A 16,555-nucleotide genomic window follows, 5' to 3' on the forward strand; every position below is an offset into this window, starting at 1 on the left:
GGTTTAACCATTGGGCCGCGTCGGCGAACCGTAATGACCGGCCGGAGCCACCAGTTCTCTGTCGAGTGGCTCGATCTGCACCAGATCCGGTGACTTGACTGCTTGGCCCGAGTCTGCCGCGATTGCAACAGGCATATCCGTGACGCTCCCAAATCCGCCGTCGCCGAGACTGACCAGCTGCTCATCCGACCGTCGTCCGGATAATTGGAACAACTTCTTCGAGAGGAGCCGCGCAACCCGTATCAGCATAAGCGATCCACCGATGACCCCATGCTTTTGCAGCATGGGAATCCAGCGCCAAGGCGCGCTATAGATGCTGACGAAGCCTTCGTTTTGTAGATCGATCAGATCTTGGGGCTTCAGATCGCCGACGATCGTGACGGCGGAACCGTAACGCCGATATTCGGAAAAATCCTTCGTCATCAACTTGACACCCTTGTCGCCGTTCACGGCCAGTTCGTGAAATTCGGTTCCGGGATACGGTACCGCAATGGCGAAGTTTGCCTGTTTGACTTCCCGCGCGTTGCGCAGAAACTTCAGCGTGGCGCGGACTGTTTCCCGCGTCTCACCCGGCAGCCCGATCATCACGCTGTTCAGCGCTTCGACGCCGTGCTTATTACAGATGCCGTTAGCTCGCACATAGTGCTCCAAGGGCACCTGCTTCTTCATCGTTCTTCGGATTTCAGGATCCACGGTTTCCAGTCCGAACGACAGACGGATCAGGCCGCTGCGGACCAAACGGGCGATAACCTCGTCCTCCACCAAGTTGGCTCTGGTGCTACCCTCGAACGTGATATTCAATTTTTCCTGATCTATACAGTCCGCAATTTCCAGAATGTGGTCCTTCCACAAGGTCATGACGTCGTCGACAATGTAGAAGTGCCGCGTGCCGAATTTCTCCACGACGGACTTCATCTCGTCGACCACCGTGCGGGGGGACCGTACCCGCATTTCGGTCGTCTTGAGCGCTTCCGACGCGCAGAAAATGCATTTCCAAGGACAGCCCCGCATCGTCTGAATCGACGTAAAGGGCAGCCGGCCTCGGAGCGTGCCCAGCTTGTAAAGCGGCATCTTCAGCTGATGCCGAGCCGGAAACGGCAGTGCGTCCAGATCCGTGATGTCGGCCGGTGGCCCGGTGGAGACCGCGCAACCGTTCTTCCAGTAGATAATTCCCGCGACAGAGGCAATGTCTTGGCCCCGCTCATACCGGTCGAGAAATTGCGGCCACGATTCTTCCGCCTCCCCGATGAACGCGTAGTCGAAGGCGGGAAGCAGCGCCCGCTCTTTCATAATCGTAATGTGCGGGCCGCCCACGGCGATCGGTATGTGGGGAGCGAGGCGCTTGATTCCCTCGGCAACCGCCTTGCTGAGATGGAAAAAAGGGCTGGTCGCCGTAAACCCTACGACGTCCGGCTGGAGCGCCACGGCTCGCTGTGCCATATCTTCCAGCGTCATTTGCTCCGCCTCACCGTCCATGACGGTCACATCGTGACCGTGCCGTTCGGCAATGGCGGCCAACAGCGCCAGATTCAGCGGAGGCCAGGTGGAGTTGCGTCTCGCAAAGTGGCCAAAGAGACCGTACGCTCCCGTCCAACTCGGATACAGCAAAAGCACTTTCATCGCAAACCTCCGGTCCGGTCCGATCGCATGATCACAAGCCCCATCCTCATGGTTGCATCGACTTCACGACGTCCGGGTACTCCGGACTCATCCATCCCTCTGCCGGGTCAATCAGCATATTCTCCTTGAACTCCTCACGAGGCAGATAGGGATACATGTCTTCGATCGGCGTCTTCCATCCGAAGATTCTGGGTTCGTAGGTGTGATACTCGTCCATGTCGACGTCGCACACGACAGGCCCGTCGTAACGCAGCACTTCCTCGATCTTGACGTCCATCTCCGCGTGATTGATGATGGTCACGGTTTTGATCCCATAGGCCTGTGCCAACTTGACGAAGTTGGGAGGGCGATAGCCCTTCGGCCCACATGCCTCCGCCCGGCCCTGGAAGTTTGTTTCTTGATAGGCCTTCGTGATCCCATAGATATGATTGTTCAGTATGAACGTCTTGACCTTGACGCCATAGTTCACGAAAGTCTGCATTTCTTGAGGGTTCATGTTGAATCCGCCGTCTCCGATCGTACACACCACCTGCCTCGATGGATCGGCGAACCAAGCCCCCATGGCACCCGCAAATGAAAACCCCATGGGAGAATTGCCGTTGTTCGTCAGATTCCGCTGGCCATACTTCGTCTCGAACGCGTGGTTGCTGACGACGATATTGCCGCCGCAATCGCCGACCAGAATATCGCTCGCACCCATCTTGTCCGACAGGCGCCGCATGAAGGCGTAGGGATGCACCCGTTCTTTTTGCGCGAAGAACTCCGGCCTGACAGGATCGTACTTGCATTTCCACTCCATCACCCGTTCCGTCCATCCCGCACGCACCGGCATCGGCTTTGAGGACCGTTCCAACGCCACCATAAGTCGATGCGCGAAGACTTTGGCGTCGCAGAGAATATTGACGTCGAAAGGGACTTGCTGGAACTTCCGCTGCACCATGGCCGGATCAATCTCGACGAGATATTTTTTAGCCGTCCGCGCAAAGCTCCGGACATTGCCGCCGGTAATGCGTCCTGATATCCGGCTTCCGATCGACAGGAGCAGATCGCTGTTTTGAATGCCGAAGTTGCGCCCGGCTCCCCCGTAAGTCCCGACACGGCCTCCATACCATTCATAGTCGGAGGTGATCACGTCCAGGGCATTCCAGGTCGGGAAACAGGGAATCTTCAGCCGGCGTCCCAACTCCCGCACATCGTCCTGCGCGTCAGCGAGGCGCACACCCCCGCCCACGAGGATGACAGGTCGCTCCGCCGACCGCAGATCGTCGAGTAACCGTTCGATCTGCGCGTCGACCACGCCCAGATCGAACGGGGCCATCGCCGGAATATCGAATCCGATGAGCTGCTTGGCGTCGACCGTCGCCTTCTGAACGTCGAGCGGAATATCGAGCAACACCGGCCCCGGTCTCCCGCTCTGACACAGCCAGAGAGCCTTTTCCAACTCGTAGCGGATATCTTCAGGCTGCACAATCATCTTGGCGTACTTCGTCACGGGAGCCGCCATCGCCACAATATCCGTTTCTTGAAATCCGACCTGTCTGATCGATGGATCCGGACGCAGAAACCTCGAGTTGATCTGTCCGGTGAGAAAAACGCACGGAATCGAATCGTAGAAACAGTTCCCCATCGAGGTGAGGAGGTTCATCCCTCCGGGACCGCTGGTCGCAATGGCCACCCCAGGAAGGCCTTTCACCTTGGCGTAGCCTTCGGCGGCAAATCCACCGGCCTGCTCGTGCATAACCGCAACGTATTCAGTTGCAGCGGTGCGGGTAAACGCATCAACGAGATCGCCGTTAGCCGCGCCGTAGACGACGAACATCTTGTCGATGCCCCGCTCGGCTAAGCTATGAATGAGAAAATCCGCGACTTTGACCATGCTGTTCTCCTTCTCAAATCATGAGACCGCCGGAGCGACCGACTCATGGTGACGACGCCCGATCTTACGGGTGCACATGTCGCGCACGTGCCGGACCGCCGTGGAACCGAAGGTGCGTTGCATCATCGCCAGGTACCCGTCATTCGTGAAGTACTCCTGGAAAGCCCTATCCCGAAAATCCAAAACTTGCGTGGCCTGAAGCGTCTCTGTCGGCAACGGCAGACAGTCGTACGCGTGCTGTGAATAGCCGATCCAGCCCGGTCCTCCGATATCGTCCGGCAACGGCCACTGTCGCTGTTTGGCCAGGTCGTAGAGCGGCGAGCCCGGGTACGCCATCGCGCAATAAAAGTTGGCCCACTCCGTGTTCAATTCGAGCGCCAGATTGAGCGTGGCGCGCATACTGTCCAGATCGTCGTCCGGCAAACCGAAGATGTAATTGGCGGCCACATGGATTCCGTGCGACTGAATCTTCCTGATGGTCGAAAAAATTTCCCGCTCGCCGAACCGGCCCTTTTCGACGCCGTCTCGCACATGCTGGCTGCCGGACTCAATACCCAACCCGAGCCAGTTGAAACCCGCAGCTTTGAGCCGTTCGAGCACCTCGTCCTGTACGGTATCCACTCGGGCATAGGCCCAAAGATTGAGGCTATACCGGCGGTCAATGATCCGGTCGCAGATGCCGAGCACATGCCGGCGATTCAAGACGAACATCTCGTCCGGAATTTTGATGTTCGTGACGCCGAACTCGTTCACCAGACGGTCGATCTGCCCGATCACGTTATCCGGACTCCAGGTCCGCAGCATCGGCTGCTCGAAGGGCGCATTGATGCAACAGAATGAACACTTGAACGGACAGCCCAGGCTCGTCTGTAACGACGCGTAGGGGCTGCGGGAATCCAACTGATGAAAACAATGCCAGTTGTGGGCCCGGTACCGCCCCATGTCCAGAATCTCCCAGGCTTGGCCCGGGAGCGTGGCGTCAAGATCCATGATGAGCGGCACGGGAGGATTGGAAGTCGGTCGGCCTCCATCGAAATACCATAATCCAGGCACCTCTCTCAGCCGCCGGCCCTTCCCGATTAGGACCTCGAACAATCCAAGGACCGTCTGCGGCCCCTCACCTTGGCAGACATAGGTATAGGGCTCTTCCTCTAACGTCCGTTTCGGGAGCGCCGAGGGATGCGTGCCGATGACCAACGTTGGAATGTCGGCGAGCTCGTTGAGTCGTTCACAGACCAGCCGACCCGCCGGCATACATTGCGTGGAAGCAGACGGTTGTTGTCCATACATCACGAACACCGCGAGAGCGGGATCCGCCGCGACGATCGCCTCCGCGGTCTGCTGATGATCGAAGCCGGAGGCTTCCGCATCCACAATCGCGACCTCATAGCCCTGCCTGCGCATGAAGGCGGCCAGGAGTCCGGCCCAGACCGGTGGCTCGATTGCGGCCAAGTCCTTGCCGAGATCTTGATAGACCTGGATTCGGCTCGGAGGGGCCACGAACAACACGCTACGCGGCTTTGACACGATAGCCTCCCAACTCGCCGGCCAATTCCACGATCCGGCGCGTGCCTTCCATGACATCGTCTTCCGATCCGCACGTCGCGATGCGCACGTGCGAATCGCAGCCGACTCCGAAACTACGGCCCGGTGTCACGGCGGTATGCCGTTCTTCGAGAAGACGTTTGCAAAACGCGACGTCATCGAGACCTGTAGCGCGGATATCGATGAACAGGTAAAAGCCCGATTCCGGCGTTGCGCAACGGACAGCGCTCGAACGATTGATCCACTCGGCGCACAGGCTCGTCACGCGACGGTATTGCGCTCTGACGCGCTCGGCATACTGATCGAACACCGACAGCCCGGCGACGCATCCCAACTGACTGAAAATGGGCAGGCACGAGATGAGCGTGGACGTCGAGAGCGCGAATTTTTCCGCGACAGCCGGATGCGCCAGAGCGTAGCCGACTCGATATCCTGGAATGGAAAGCACTTTCGAAAAGGAAGACATGACCACGAGTTGTGGCGACTCGCAAGACGCGAGACTGAAAAAGGTCCGCCCAAACGACAGGTCGGCGTACGTCTCATCGCTCAACAGCCAGATGCCTGCGTCTTCGCAACGTCGGACCAGCAACCTCAGCATGGATTGTGTATAGACCGCACCGGTTGGATTGTTTGCGGAGTTCACGATGATCGCCTTTGGACAGGCAGCCACGGCAGCCTCGATCCGCGCTTCATCCAAATGAAATCCGTTCTCTTGAGACAGAGGGATCGCCGTCACAGTCAGACCGCTATGGGCAGCCGCAGCCCAGTAGGACGGAAACGCAGGGGTGAACAACACCACCCGATCCCCGGAATTGCAGGTGAGGTCGAGAAATTGACTGATGAGAAGATTGGCGGGGCTGATGACCACGGAACCGCCGTCGATTCGACGGCCAGTTCTTCGCGCGATGCGATCCCCCACCGCATCCCGCAACTCTCGAATCCCCGCCATGGGCGCGTACCCAAGCTGTCCGGCACGAATGGCCTCCATGGTCGCATCGATGATTTCACGAGGCGGCGCGATCCGAGGATTGCCGAGTTCGAGATGGTAGATCGTTCGGCCCTCTCGTTCGAGCGCTTGAGCGCGATCCATCACTTTGAACATTTCTTGGCCGATGAGTCGTTCGGCGCGGGTTGAAAATGGAAACATGGTCATTCGTTCTGTCGTTACCATTGTCCTCACCCGCACGAGGCCGACCTGTTGGACGCACAACCTTCTCGTAGAGAATCGGCGGAACCGACGATCGATCGGAATTCGGAAAGACGTTCCGGTGTGCCGATGTCATACAAGGGCGCCTGACTGACGAATCCATAGACACCCAATGGAAGCAGCGTCGGAAGCCAATCGGCCTCAAGCGAATAGGGTCGGGAGGCGGGAATCGATGCAATCGCCGATCGATTGAATACATAAATGCCGGCATTGCAAAACCCGGTCCGTTGCGCCGGCATTTTTTCAGAGAACCGGGTGATGCGCTGCCGGGCATCCATCGCGACGAAGCCGACGTCACTCCGATGATCGGCATGAATCAATGCGACGGTCGCGCAGGCCCGCCTTTCGACATGAGCCGCCAGCAGCGAAGGCAGATCGATCCCGCACAGAGAATCGCCGTTGGCCACTATGAAGAAATCGCCCCTGATCCACATGCCGGCATGGCGTATCGCTCCGGCCGTTCCCAATGGCGTTGTTTCCCGCGCAAATACCAGCTCGATCTCGCAGGGATGCTCCGCATACCAGGATTCAAACTGATCACCCAGATGCCCAGTGCACAAAACGGCCCGCCTGACGCCCTGCCGCACGAACGGATCAAGCACGAAATCCATGAATGGGCGCGAACCGATCATCGCCAGCGGCTTGGGTCGATCGATCAGGACCGAGCGTAATCGCGTCCCCTGGCCTCCGCAGAGGACAAGGAGGTCCGGAGGGGTTGACGGGACGACCTTCATGCCGCCTTACCTACCGGCGTTAACCGGGAAGAGAGCAACGTGTGCCGCTCATTCGGCCACAATGCATCCCGCTGGATGGGAATCTCCTGCTGATAAAATACGATTTGGCTGCCTAATCCCTCAAAACGGAACGGGACCTCCAGTAATCCGGGCAAGGCCGCCCTGATCTGCGGGTGAATCTCCGGCTTCGCAAACAGCAGCATGAAGCCGCCCCCACCGGCACCCAATAGTTTTCCACCCAGCGCACCGGCGCGCCTGGCCGCATCGTAAATATCATCGATCATCGGCGTGGCGATTTTCGATGTCAGGCTTCGCTTGACCATCCACCCTTCGTGCAATAACTCTCCAAACTCGGAAAGATCACGGTCTCCCGTCAGAAGGGACACTCCCTCTTGCACCATCTGCAACATCGCGAAGAGTTCCACGCGCCGTTGCTTGGTACGTTCGATCTGCTCTTTGGCGATTTCCGAGGCGGTTCGCGAGAACCCCGTGAAGTACAGCAGGAGATGGTCCTGAAACAGGGTGAGCCGCTCCGGTTTCATGACGATGGGGGTGTACCCGATCTCCCCGCCTTGGAAAAAATCAATGCGGCACAACCCTCCGTGCGCGGCCATGACCTGATCCTGGCACCCGACGGCTTCTTGCAGGACGTCCTGCTCGATATGAATGGCCGTGTGGGCCAGCTCGGCCTTGCTCGGCATCGTATGTTGCAGCGCATACAACGAATGCAGCAGCCCGACCGTAAACGACGAACTCGACCCCAAACCGGTACGCGCCGGCAAATCTCCGTCGTGGTGAATTTCGAGGCCTTCCGAAATGCGCATATGCTGGAGCACGCCTCGGACGGCCGGATGTTCGATCTCGTCGTTGTTCTTGGCCTGTTCGATGCGGGAATACGCAATCCGCGTCCTATGCTCAAAGAACGGCGGCAAGTATCGACAGCTGATATAGCAATATTTGTCGATGGTTGTAGCCAATACGGCGCCGCCGTGCTCTTTGAACCACACAGGATAATCGGTGCCCCCACCGAAGAACGAAATCCGGAACGGCGTGCGGCTGATGATCATGCTGCTCCTTCCCGTGCCCGTCCACGGATGGCGCTACACATTCCCGTACCCGGTTCCACGAACGATGGTGTAGCACTTCGTCAGTTCCCGTATTCCTCGTTCAAGCGACCAGTCCGGACAAAATCCGGTTGAGAGAATCCGCTCATTCGACACGATGTAATCTCGCTTGTCCGGGTCTTCCCCGATGGGAGCTTCAAAAAACACCATGTGCGGCACGATGCGCTGAATTTCCCGACAGAGTTCGAGCTTGGATAGATTGGCATCATCCAATCCGATGTTGTATGCCCGGTCTTTCATCGCCTCAAATCGATCCATGGAATGAAGAAACACCCGCACCACGTCACGAATATGGATGTAGTTGCGCTTGCAGTGCCCCTCGAACACGACCACGGCGCGATCGGAGACGGCGCGCCACACGAAATCGTTGACCAGCAGATCCATCCGCATCCGAGGCGATACACCGAAGACTGTCGCCAGCCGCAAGGTAATGGCGTTGCCGCGGTCCAGAACGACCCGTTCCGCTTTGACTTTTGTTTCTCCGTACAGACTGATCGGGCGGAGCGGAGATTCCTCCGTACAGGGAACACCCGCCTGCCCGATCCCATAGCCGCTGTTGGTGACGGGAAACACAATACGTTGGCTCGGCGACGACAGCTTGCAAAGCAGCTGGACCGCCTCAAAGTTGACGGTATAGGCGCCGATTCGGTCTCGATCACAGAGCGGCGCGCCGACCAACGCCGCGAGGGGAATAATGATGTCGGCGTCGCGCAACAGATCCGTCATGATGCGCTCATCGCGACAATCGCCGCGTACGACGCGAAACGCATGGGAAAAACAGCAATCCAGCAGACTGTTCTGTCGATACATGAAATTATCCAGCACGGTAACGCGATACCCTCGGTCAAGGAGCTGTCGAGAGAGAACCGACCCGATGTAGCCGGCGCCTCCGGTGACAAGCACATGTACGGATGCGGTGGTCATCGGTAATTCATCTCCTATCGACATGCGCATCACACACCGGCGTCGCTCCCACTGTCTCGGCCAAGGACGTCTGTTGCGCGAACCAGCGTACGGTCTCCGCCAACCCGTTTCTGAGAGCGGTAAACTGAAATGCCGGAAATCGGGACGTGAAACACGTGCTCTGTAACCGCTTGATCAACATCCCCTCCGGCTGACTGCGATCGAAGTGGATCGGTCCTGTGTAGTCCATGGCAGCCGCGATGGTCTCGGCGAGGGATCGGATCGTTATGCCTTGGTCCGGGGCGATAATCGTGGTCCCGGGGTCAAGATCGCGCTCGGTGGCATCCAGCGCCACGCGCGCGACATCCCGCGCAAAGACGAATTGCCGCACCGCCCGGCCGCTCCCCCACACCACGTACTGAGTTCCCGTCGTCTTGGCCTTCCAACAGCGCTGAATCAACGATCCGACGACATGCGAATGCTCGGCATCAAAAGAATCGTGAGGTCCGTACATGGTAACCGGTGTCACTGTCGTCCAGGCCAACCCTTCGTCCTTCACCGCCAGTCGCGTATGGAAATCCAGCATGCGTTTGGCATGGCCATACCCTGCATTCCCGTCATAGAGGAAGCCGAGCTGGAGGTCTTCTTCGCTTGTGGCCCGATCGGAAAACATCGGAAAGGCACAGCTTGAGAGAATGCTCACCAACCTTGGGATCCGAAGCGCCCGGGCGGCAGACAACACGGACAGATTGATGAGCGCATTGTCTTCGAAAAATCGGCTGTTTTCCTCGGCGTTGGCTTTCACGCCCCCAACCAGACCCGCGAGATGCAGGATCTTGCTCGGGCGGACTTCATCGAACAACGCCTTCGCCACATCCGGGCGGCGCAGATCGCCATCCGCGCTGGTCACAAACACCGCCTGTGGGTGCAACTCCCTCACAGCCGATCCCAACAGACCCGAGCCTCCGGTCACCAACAACGGGCCCGTCATGCAACCTCCATGACCGCGCGGGAGATGGCGGCGATGTCATCTGCGGTCAACCCGGCGTGGTTAGGCAGGAAAAACCCGCAATGATGGATCCGGTCGGCGACAGGAAAACTGGTCACGCCATACCGTCTGACCCAGAAGGGATGGAGCCCTAGATTGCCGGCCGAGAAAATACGGGTCTCAATGCCGTGCTGGGCGAGATTTTTCACAATACGCCGCCGCTGTTCTCGTGAATCGGCGATCAACCCCACGGAAATACTCGCCACCTGACTGCCCACCGGAGGCCGCTGCACATAGAAGTGTGAGCCCAGACGGTCGAGATACTGCGCATGGTTGCGTCGCCGTTGCTCCGTCATCCAATCCAGCTTTTCGAGTTGGCCGACTCCGATAAAGGCGTTGAGGTCGGTCGAACGAAGATTGAACCCGGGCTCGTAAAACACAAAAGGAGAATGAAAATCATCGATCATGTGCTGCGTGACCAGGGCACCATGGGTCTGAGAATCCAAATCCTTGCTCCAACCATGGCTGCGGAGCATGAGCAGAAGGTCCGCGAACGCCTTCTCATCCGTGGAGACCATGCCGCCTTCAACCGTCGACATCTGATGGCCGAAATAGAAGGAAAAACTGGCCAGATCCCCGAATGATCCGATCTTACGGCCTTCGTAGCTGGCTCCGATGGCTGCGCAGGCATCTTCCATCAAGATAAATTCATACCGATCCTTCAACGCCAGCACCTCCCGCATCTTGTGCGGAACGCCCAGCACTTGAACGAGCATGACCGTCTGAGCCTGATGCTGTTTCAGAAGCGCTTCAAGATGGTTCAAATCCAGACCGAACGTCTCGGGATCGGCCTCGCACATGATGGGCTCAAAGCCGAATTGGATGGCCGGCGCAATCGAGGTGACCCATCCCACGCTGGGAACAATCACCTTCTTGTTGCGCAAGCGGCCGGAGGCGAGCAGTGCGTAGTACATCAGGAGATTGGCCGACGATCCCGAGTTACAGAATAGAGAATGCGATCGGGTCAGCCAGGTCGACCAACGCGACTCAAAGTCGAGGGTGATCGTCCCTTTGGTGAGGCGTGGATAGGTCTGAAGCCACTCGATCAAGCGGTCGATATCGTGACGGTCGATCGTGTCGTAGGCAAGACACCATCGCGGATTGAGCATTGGGTGCGTTGAGCTGAGGCCATCCATGGCGTTCACTCCAACTTTGTTGGTTTCGAGCGGCTGAAGCGACTATGTTCAAGATACATGCCACTGCAATCGTCTGGATTTCCGGTATAAAGCCAGGATTGCGATCCTCACATAAGGAAGGAGTAGGAAGAATTTACCGATCGGTATGGAAAGAAAGTGCTTGGGAAGGATGGGAGTGCCGGTCGTCACAAGGGCGGTAAGCCGATCGATTTCTGTGTCCATTGTTCGATGGCGTTTCGGACTGATCCGCCCCACCCGCGGTATTCGATGTACTCCATGCGGTTGAATTGAAACTCGATACCGATGATGTCCTCACCCTGCCGCGTGTCGACATTCTTCACGATACCCGTCAGGTTGGTAATATGTCCCAAGCCCGACAATTCGAACTCCAGATGCACCGTCGTTCCTGGACGCAGCCAGGTCGGAGTTCGAGCCATGAGCACACTGCATCCTCCCTCACTGAGATCTTTCAACAGACCGCCGAAATAGTCGTTGGTCGGCAGCGCGGATCCGGAGAAACTGTCGCGAGCGGCCCGCATCAGCAACGTTGGTTCGTTGGCGGAGACACGGAGGTGTTTCCGCAAATGCATCTCTTCCACCGATGTGGGATACGCAACGAAGAGCAACGGAACCGGCACAGCCATCAGCTCCCGTATTTCACTGCGGTACCCGACCAATTTCCCGTCATGAAAATAACTGATCGTGCACGGGGTGTCGTTGTCGATCCGCTGGTCATGGCCGAGCTGAAGCGGCCATTCGCAGACAAGCCACGCATGATCCTTCCATCCAAGGAGCGTCGTGCCGTACATGACCTTCTGCTGATCACGCGCGAAGGACAGTTTCAGCGCGAGGCCGACCGATAAAAACGATGCCGCGGGGGGGACGGATACTACGATGTCGTTCATATTCCTTGCTCCGACACAATCACCCGACACCAACCGACTCTGATGACCTCTATCGGAACGTCATCGGTCAATCTTGAGCGTCAGCGCGGTCGGCCGCCGGCCGTGACTTCAAGCCGATCACTGCGCGTCATGATGCGCAAACCACGATCAAGTCCGAGGCCTGGTCCGCCGATAACGGCCATGGAATCTTGCTTCCGTCGGCGCGTCCGACCGGAGCTCCTTCTGACCCGGAGTCCTAAGACTATGGCGACAAAACGTATCCCGATCGAGCAGGTCATTCCCGGCATGTTCATCACGGAAATGGATATCCCATGGTACCAAAGCCCCTTTCTCTCCCATAAACGTCTGATCAAGGACCTGCAGACCATCCAACTCATGAAGCAACATGGGATCAGGACGGTAACCATCGATACCGACAAAGGAACAGATCTCCCGCCGGAAGCCTCAACAACCATGCGGCACGCGGCAAACCGACAATCGCCCGACTCAGACGCGCCCGTTCTTCCGGATCCCGCTCCCAAACGCGCGCCTGAGGCCAAATCTGATGATCCTTCCGTCGCCGTGATCTATACACAAGCCCAAGAGACGGTTGAGCGCATCTTCGAGGATCTTGAGCGAGGCATTCCTCCGTCTCCCGAAGCGACCAAAGCCATCGTGTCGAACGTGTTGAGCCAAGTTCTGAGCAACCGCGCGGCAATGGCCACCCAGATCGCCATTCAGAAAATCAAGCAGTTCGACCGCTCCCTGACGACTCACGCGTTGGACACCTGCATTTTGTCGCTCGTGGTGGCCATTGAGAGCGAGTTGGATCAGCCGGCGCAAGAACTGGTCGGGATGGGCGCGTTGCTTCACGACGCGGGATATGTCCGTCTCCCGCGCAATCTCGTTCGTAAGCGAGAGGAATGCAGCAAGCAAGACAAGACACTACTCGAACAGCATTGCAAGCTCGGCGTCGCGCTCCTCTCCGAGCATCCCGGCATGCACGAAGATGTCATGCGCATCGTCAGAGAGCATCACGAGCGAGCCGATGGAAGTGGGTTTCCAGCCGGTCTAGGCAACGGTCAGATTTCGCGTCTCGCGCAGATTGTCGGCATCGTGGATTTTTACGACGGCATGGTCACGCGGCGCGGGACGCGTCCGGCCATGATTCCGCACGATGCCGTGCGGCAACTCTTTTTGGCTGGGGAACAGGGACTGTTTGAAAAATCTCTCGTGGAGCTCATGATTCGGAGCATCGGAGTCTACCCGGTCGGAAGCCTCGTCAGACTCAATACCGGCGAACAGGCGGTCGTCGTCGGAGTCAACCCTCAACAACGCCTCAAACCCCTGATCAGAGTCACGACCGACCCGCAGGGAGGCGTTTATGCAACGCCGATCGACATAGACCTGGCTACGCCGTCCTCCGGCCACACAGTCCGAACCGTGCTGCGCGTCCTAGACCCGGCCCGAGAACGTGTCAACATCGGCATACACCTGGACCAAGACCTCTCACGAGCCGCATGATGAAGCCTTCACGTCGGAAACGCAACCTCTTGGAACACCGTCTCACCGCCTCGCGTCCTGCTTCCACGAACCTCGATCTTCTTGAAGGGCTTCCGCTGGCCACCGTCATTCTCGATACCGATCTCACCGTATTGGCCGTTAATCGGGAGACTCTTCGGTTACTGGGCCCACGCTTCCCTTCCTCCACTGTCCGCTCCTTTCCATCCCTGTGGTCGATCCGCACTCAATCCGACACCGCCGCCATCGAGGCGCAACTGAACGGAGTGCTGAAAAGCCGCCGTCCGACGTCTGTGACGCAACCGCTTCTCTTGCGGAAGGCCGCTCGCCCCGTCCCGGTAGAATGGACCTGCGCGCCCAGCACGTTCAATGGGAAGACCGTACTGATTATCAGCATTCGCGACTTGTCACATGAGCTGGAATTGGAGCAGGACCGCAATCGGTTGGCTGCGATCGCCGAGGAAAGTCCCTTATCGATGATCGAATTGGACCGGCATATGAGCCTGCTGTATGCCAATCCGGCGATGATCTCCCTGCTCTCTCGTTTTGGATACAACCTCGAAGGACTTCCCAAGGTCGTCCCGGACCGCCTTCCAGACATCGTGCGCCACTGCCTCACTACAGGCCATGTCGTTCATGATGAAGCCGTGGTGCTACCGGAAGCCAGTTTTTCATGGACGTTCTGCCCGGTTCTCACGCATGGCGTCGTGCGAGGCTATGCGACCGATATGACGAGCATCCATAAGACGCAGCAGGCGCTCGAACTCTCCACCGACCAACTGCTCCGGAGCAATATATGCCTGGACCAAGCCCTCGAGGTGGCGAAGGAATCGGTGCGCGTCAAGACGGCCTTTCTCGCAACTGTCAGTCATGAACTACGCACCCCCATGAATGGGGTGATCGGGATGACGAGCCTGTTGATGGAGACATCCCTGACATCGGAACAACAGTCCTATGCGGAAACCATTCGGCACTCCGGCGAAGCGCTGTTGCAGCTGATCAACGACGTACTCGAATGCAGCAAGATCGAGGCCGGCAAACTGGAACTGGAATGCCTCGACTTCAATCTGAGAACCACGGTGGAGCAGGTGTTGGCGCAATTCGCCGAGCGGGCGGAGACAAAAGGGCTGGAACTGACCGGACTGGTGCATGCTGCGGTTCCGACGGGAGTTAAAGGCGACCCAGGCCGACTCCGCCAGGTCCTCACTAATCTGGTGGCCAACGCCGTGAAGTTTACGGATAAGGGCGAGGTGACCCTGCAGGCCTATCTCGAAACAGACCTGCCCGACACCGCCGTGATCCGCTTTGAAGTCACGGACAGCGGCATCGGAATCAATCCCGCTATTCAAGCCAAGCTATTCAATCCGTTCGTGCAAGCTGATAGCTCCACGACAAGAAAATACGGCGGCACCGGCCTTGGCCTATCCATTTCCAAGCAGCTCGTGGAATTGATGGGAGGACAGATCGGCGTACGCAGCACCGAGGGACAGGGCAGCACCTTCTGGTGTACCGCGCGTCTCCAGAAACAGACTGGTTCGCCACGGGCGATTCTTCCGACCGGAGACCTTTCCGGAAAGCGTGTGTTGATCGTCGATGACAATGAATCGAATCGTGTCATTCTCCATCATTTGGTATCCGGGTGGGGGATGATCGACGACCTTGCGGAAGACGCCGAATCGGCTTTGCACCGGATCGCGGAGGCGAGGCAGGGCGGAGTGCCGTACGATCTTGCGATCTTGGACGTCATCATGCCGGGAAAGGACGGGTTGCAACTCGCGCGAGAGCTGCAAAGTCATCCGGCCGGATCCGGCATTCGTCTTGTCGTCATGACCTCGATGCTGCAACGGGGCCATGCGGAACAAGCCCGCCAGGCCGGCGCGATGGGCTATCTGCCGAAACCCGTCCGTCACGATGAATTACGCGACTGCCTACGAACCGTGCTCGGCTTGACCGAAGGCCCTGCGCCGAAGGATGCCCCGACAGGCTCTGTCGTGGCTCAACTCGTCACCAGGCATATGGTCGCGGAGAATGTGCAACACCGGCGCGTGTTGGTCGTGGAAGACAACATCGTCAACCAGAAGCTCGCCGTGCGGATGGTGGAAAAACTGGGCTACCAGCCCGATGTCGTTGAGAACGGCCAAGAAGCTCTGACCGCGCTCGCCAAGGGAGACTATGCCGCCATCCTGATGGATTGTCAGATGCCCGTGATGGATGGGTTCGAGACCACCCGAAACATTCGGGAACGTGAAGCGTCCGGAACTGTTTCAAGTTTCGGGTCTCAGGTTTCAGGTTCAAACCAGGAGAATTCAATCGACCAACACGAAACCAGCGACTCAAAACTTGAAACTCGCCGGCATATTCCCATCATCGCCGTCACCGCCAATGCGATGCAGGGCGATCGCGAGCGCTGTTTGGCGACCGGGATGGACGATTATCTCGCCAAACCGATCAAACTCGACGAACTGCGGAGCGCCCTGGCTCGTTGGGTATCCGCGCCACCGGATGCGACGGCGGCCGACAACCAGAAGCCGATTCCGACCAGGGCCGACCCGACCAGAGGGATCTTTGATCCTGCAAAAATGTATCAGAACATCGGCGGCGACAGTGAGTTGTTCGCGCAACTCGTCTGCCTGTTTCTTGATCGTTACCACGCGATGCTCACTGACATTCGAACAGCCCTGGCCGATGCGGATTCGACCACCGTTGAACGACTGGCACACACCTTCAAAGGCACCGCCGGAAATCTTTGCGCCTCGGAGGTCGCACTGACCGCCGGTCGCCTCGAGGCAGTCGGCCGCCTCAATACGCTCCACGACGCCCCTTCCGTCTACGCGCAACTCGAACTCGAAGTCGCGCGGCTCGTGCGTGTCCTTGAATCCTACCGGCAGGGCTATCAGCCGATCACCCAGGCAGCGGCCTGATTGATGTCGGCGCAATAGCTTCCCTATTTTTTCGAG

The 16,555-nt window shown here is 58.1% G+C and carries 12 protein-coding genes; 2 read left to right on the forward strand and 10 right to left on the reverse strand.

The annotated features are described in order from the left end of the window. Positions 1 to 3 precede the first annotated feature (3 nt). The 10 genes from COMA2_RS00700 to COMA2_RS00745 form a co-directional block, all read right to left on the reverse strand. Positions 4 to 1,620: a B12-binding domain-containing radical SAM protein gene (locus COMA2_RS00700; protein ID WP_090893758.1), complete on the reverse strand. Its 1,617-nt coding sequence runs from the start codon at positions 1,618 to 1,620 to the stop codon at positions 4 to 6. A 46-nt stretch (positions 1,621 to 1,666) separates the two neighbouring features. Beyond that, a complete protein-coding gene (locus COMA2_RS00705; RefSeq protein WP_090893760.1) occupies positions 1,667 to 3,496 on the reverse strand; it encodes a thiamine pyrophosphate-binding protein in 1,830 nt (609 codons plus the stop codon). 18 nt (positions 3,497 to 3,514) lie between these two features. Continuing rightward, positions 3,515 to 5,023 (reverse strand): B12-binding domain-containing radical SAM protein, encoded by a 1,509-nt coding sequence (locus COMA2_RS00710; RefSeq protein ID WP_245630788.1) that lies wholly within the window; start codon positions 5,021 to 5,023, stop codon positions 3,515 to 3,517. Next, positions 5,007 to 6,194, reverse strand: a complete 1,188-nt coding sequence (locus COMA2_RS00715) for a pyridoxal phosphate-dependent aminotransferase (protein ID WP_175304299.1) — start codon at positions 6,192 to 6,194, stop codon at positions 5,007 to 5,009. Before COMA2_RS00715 ends, COMA2_RS00710 begins: the two co-directional genes overlap by 17 nt. A 23-nt stretch (positions 6,195 to 6,217) precedes the next feature. Next, positions 6,218 to 6,982 (reverse strand): sugar phosphate nucleotidyltransferase, encoded by a 765-nt coding sequence (locus COMA2_RS00720; protein ID WP_090893766.1) that lies wholly within the window; start codon positions 6,980 to 6,982, stop codon positions 6,218 to 6,220. Further along, on the reverse strand, positions 6,979 to 8,049 hold the full coding sequence (locus COMA2_RS00725; protein WP_090893768.1) for a GHMP family kinase ATP-binding protein: 1,071 nt from the start codon (positions 8,047 to 8,049) through the stop codon (positions 6,979 to 6,981). Before COMA2_RS00725 ends, COMA2_RS00720 begins: the two co-directional genes overlap by 4 nt. 33 nt (positions 8,050 to 8,082) lie before the next feature. Further along, positions 8,083 to 9,030 (reverse strand): NAD-dependent epimerase/dehydratase family protein, encoded by a 948-nt coding sequence (locus COMA2_RS00730; protein ID WP_090893771.1) that lies wholly within the window; start codon positions 9,028 to 9,030, stop codon positions 8,083 to 8,085. Positions 9,031 to 9,037: 7 nt separating this feature from the next. After that, on the reverse strand, positions 9,038 to 10,000 hold the full coding sequence (locus tag COMA2_RS00735) for an NAD-dependent epimerase/dehydratase family protein (protein ID WP_090893773.1): 963 nt from the start codon (positions 9,998 to 10,000) through the stop codon (positions 9,038 to 9,040). Then, complete coding sequence (locus COMA2_RS00740) at positions 9,997 to 11,193, reverse strand: DegT/DnrJ/EryC1/StrS family aminotransferase (RefSeq protein WP_090893775.1); 1,197 nt, start codon at positions 11,191 to 11,193, stop codon at positions 9,997 to 9,999. Before COMA2_RS00740 ends, COMA2_RS00735 begins: the two co-directional genes overlap by 4 nt. A 185-nt stretch (positions 11,194 to 11,378) precedes the next feature. Next, on the reverse strand, positions 11,379 to 12,098 hold the full coding sequence (locus tag COMA2_RS00745) for a flagellar brake protein (RefSeq protein ID WP_090893776.1): 720 nt from the start codon (positions 12,096 to 12,098) through the stop codon (positions 11,379 to 11,381). Between the two features lie 243 nt (positions 12,099 to 12,341). On the opposite strand from COMA2_RS00745, the gene COMA2_RS00750 reads away from it, so the two are divergent. Continuing rightward, positions 12,342 to 13,601 carry a cyclic di-GMP phosphodiesterase gene (locus COMA2_RS00750; protein WP_175304300.1) on the forward strand — a complete coding sequence of 420 codons (1,260 nt, stop codon included), beginning with the start codon at positions 12,342 to 12,344 and terminating at the stop codon, positions 13,599 to 13,601. Then, entirely contained in the window at positions 13,598 to 16,519 is a 2,922-nt protein-coding gene (locus COMA2_RS00755; RefSeq protein ID WP_090893779.1) for a hybrid sensor histidine kinase/response regulator, read from the forward strand. The genes COMA2_RS00750 and COMA2_RS00755 overlap by 4 nt, the downstream gene beginning before the upstream one ends. Positions 16,520 to 16,555 lie beyond the last annotated feature (36 nt).

The organism is Candidatus Nitrospira nitrificans, from assembly GCF_001458775.1.
GTDB lineage: Bacteria > Nitrospirota > Nitrospiria > Nitrospirales > Nitrospiraceae > Nitrospira_D > Nitrospira_D nitrificans.

Bases quoted from the DNA above. Each gene is read 5' to 3' on its own strand.
- COMA2_RS00700 (WP_090893758.1), bottom strand. From the start codon at position 1,620: ATGAAAGTGCTTTTGCTGTATCCGAGTTGGACGGGAGCGTACGGTCTC.
- COMA2_RS00705 (WP_090893760.1), bottom strand. From the start codon at position 3,496: ATGGTCAAAGTCGCGGATTTTCTCATTCATAGCTTAGCCGAGCGGGGC.
- COMA2_RS00715 (WP_175304299.1), bottom strand. From the start codon at position 6,194: ATGACCATGTTTCCATTTTCAACCCGCGCCGAACGACTCATCGGCCAA.
- COMA2_RS00720 (WP_090893766.1), bottom strand. From the start codon at position 6,982: ATGAAGGTCGTCCCGTCAACCCCTCCGGACCTCCTTGTCCTCTGCGGA.
- COMA2_RS00725 (WP_090893768.1), bottom strand. From the start codon at position 8,049: ATGATCATCAGCCGCACGCCGTTCCGGATTTCGTTCTTCGGTGGGGGC.
- COMA2_RS00730 (WP_090893771.1), bottom strand. From the start codon at position 9,030: ATGACCACCGCATCCGTACATGTGCTTGTCACCGGAGGCGCCGGCTAC.
- COMA2_RS00735 (WP_090893773.1), bottom strand. From the start codon at position 10,000: ATGACGGGCCCGTTGTTGGTGACCGGAGGCTCGGGTCTGTTGGGATCG.
- COMA2_RS00740 (WP_090893775.1), bottom strand. From the start codon at position 11,193: ATGGATGGCCTCAGCTCAACGCACCCAATGCTCAATCCGCGATGGTGT.
- COMA2_RS00745 (WP_090893776.1), bottom strand. From the start codon at position 12,098: ATGAACGACATCGTAGTATCCGTCCCCCCCGCGGCATCGTTTTTATCG.
- COMA2_RS00750 (WP_175304300.1), top strand. From the start codon at position 12,342: ATGGCGACAAAACGTATCCCGATCGAGCAGGTCATTCCCGGCATGTTC.
- COMA2_RS00755 (WP_090893779.1), top strand. From the start codon at position 13,598: ATGATGAAGCCTTCACGTCGGAAACGCAACCTCTTGGAACACCGTCTC.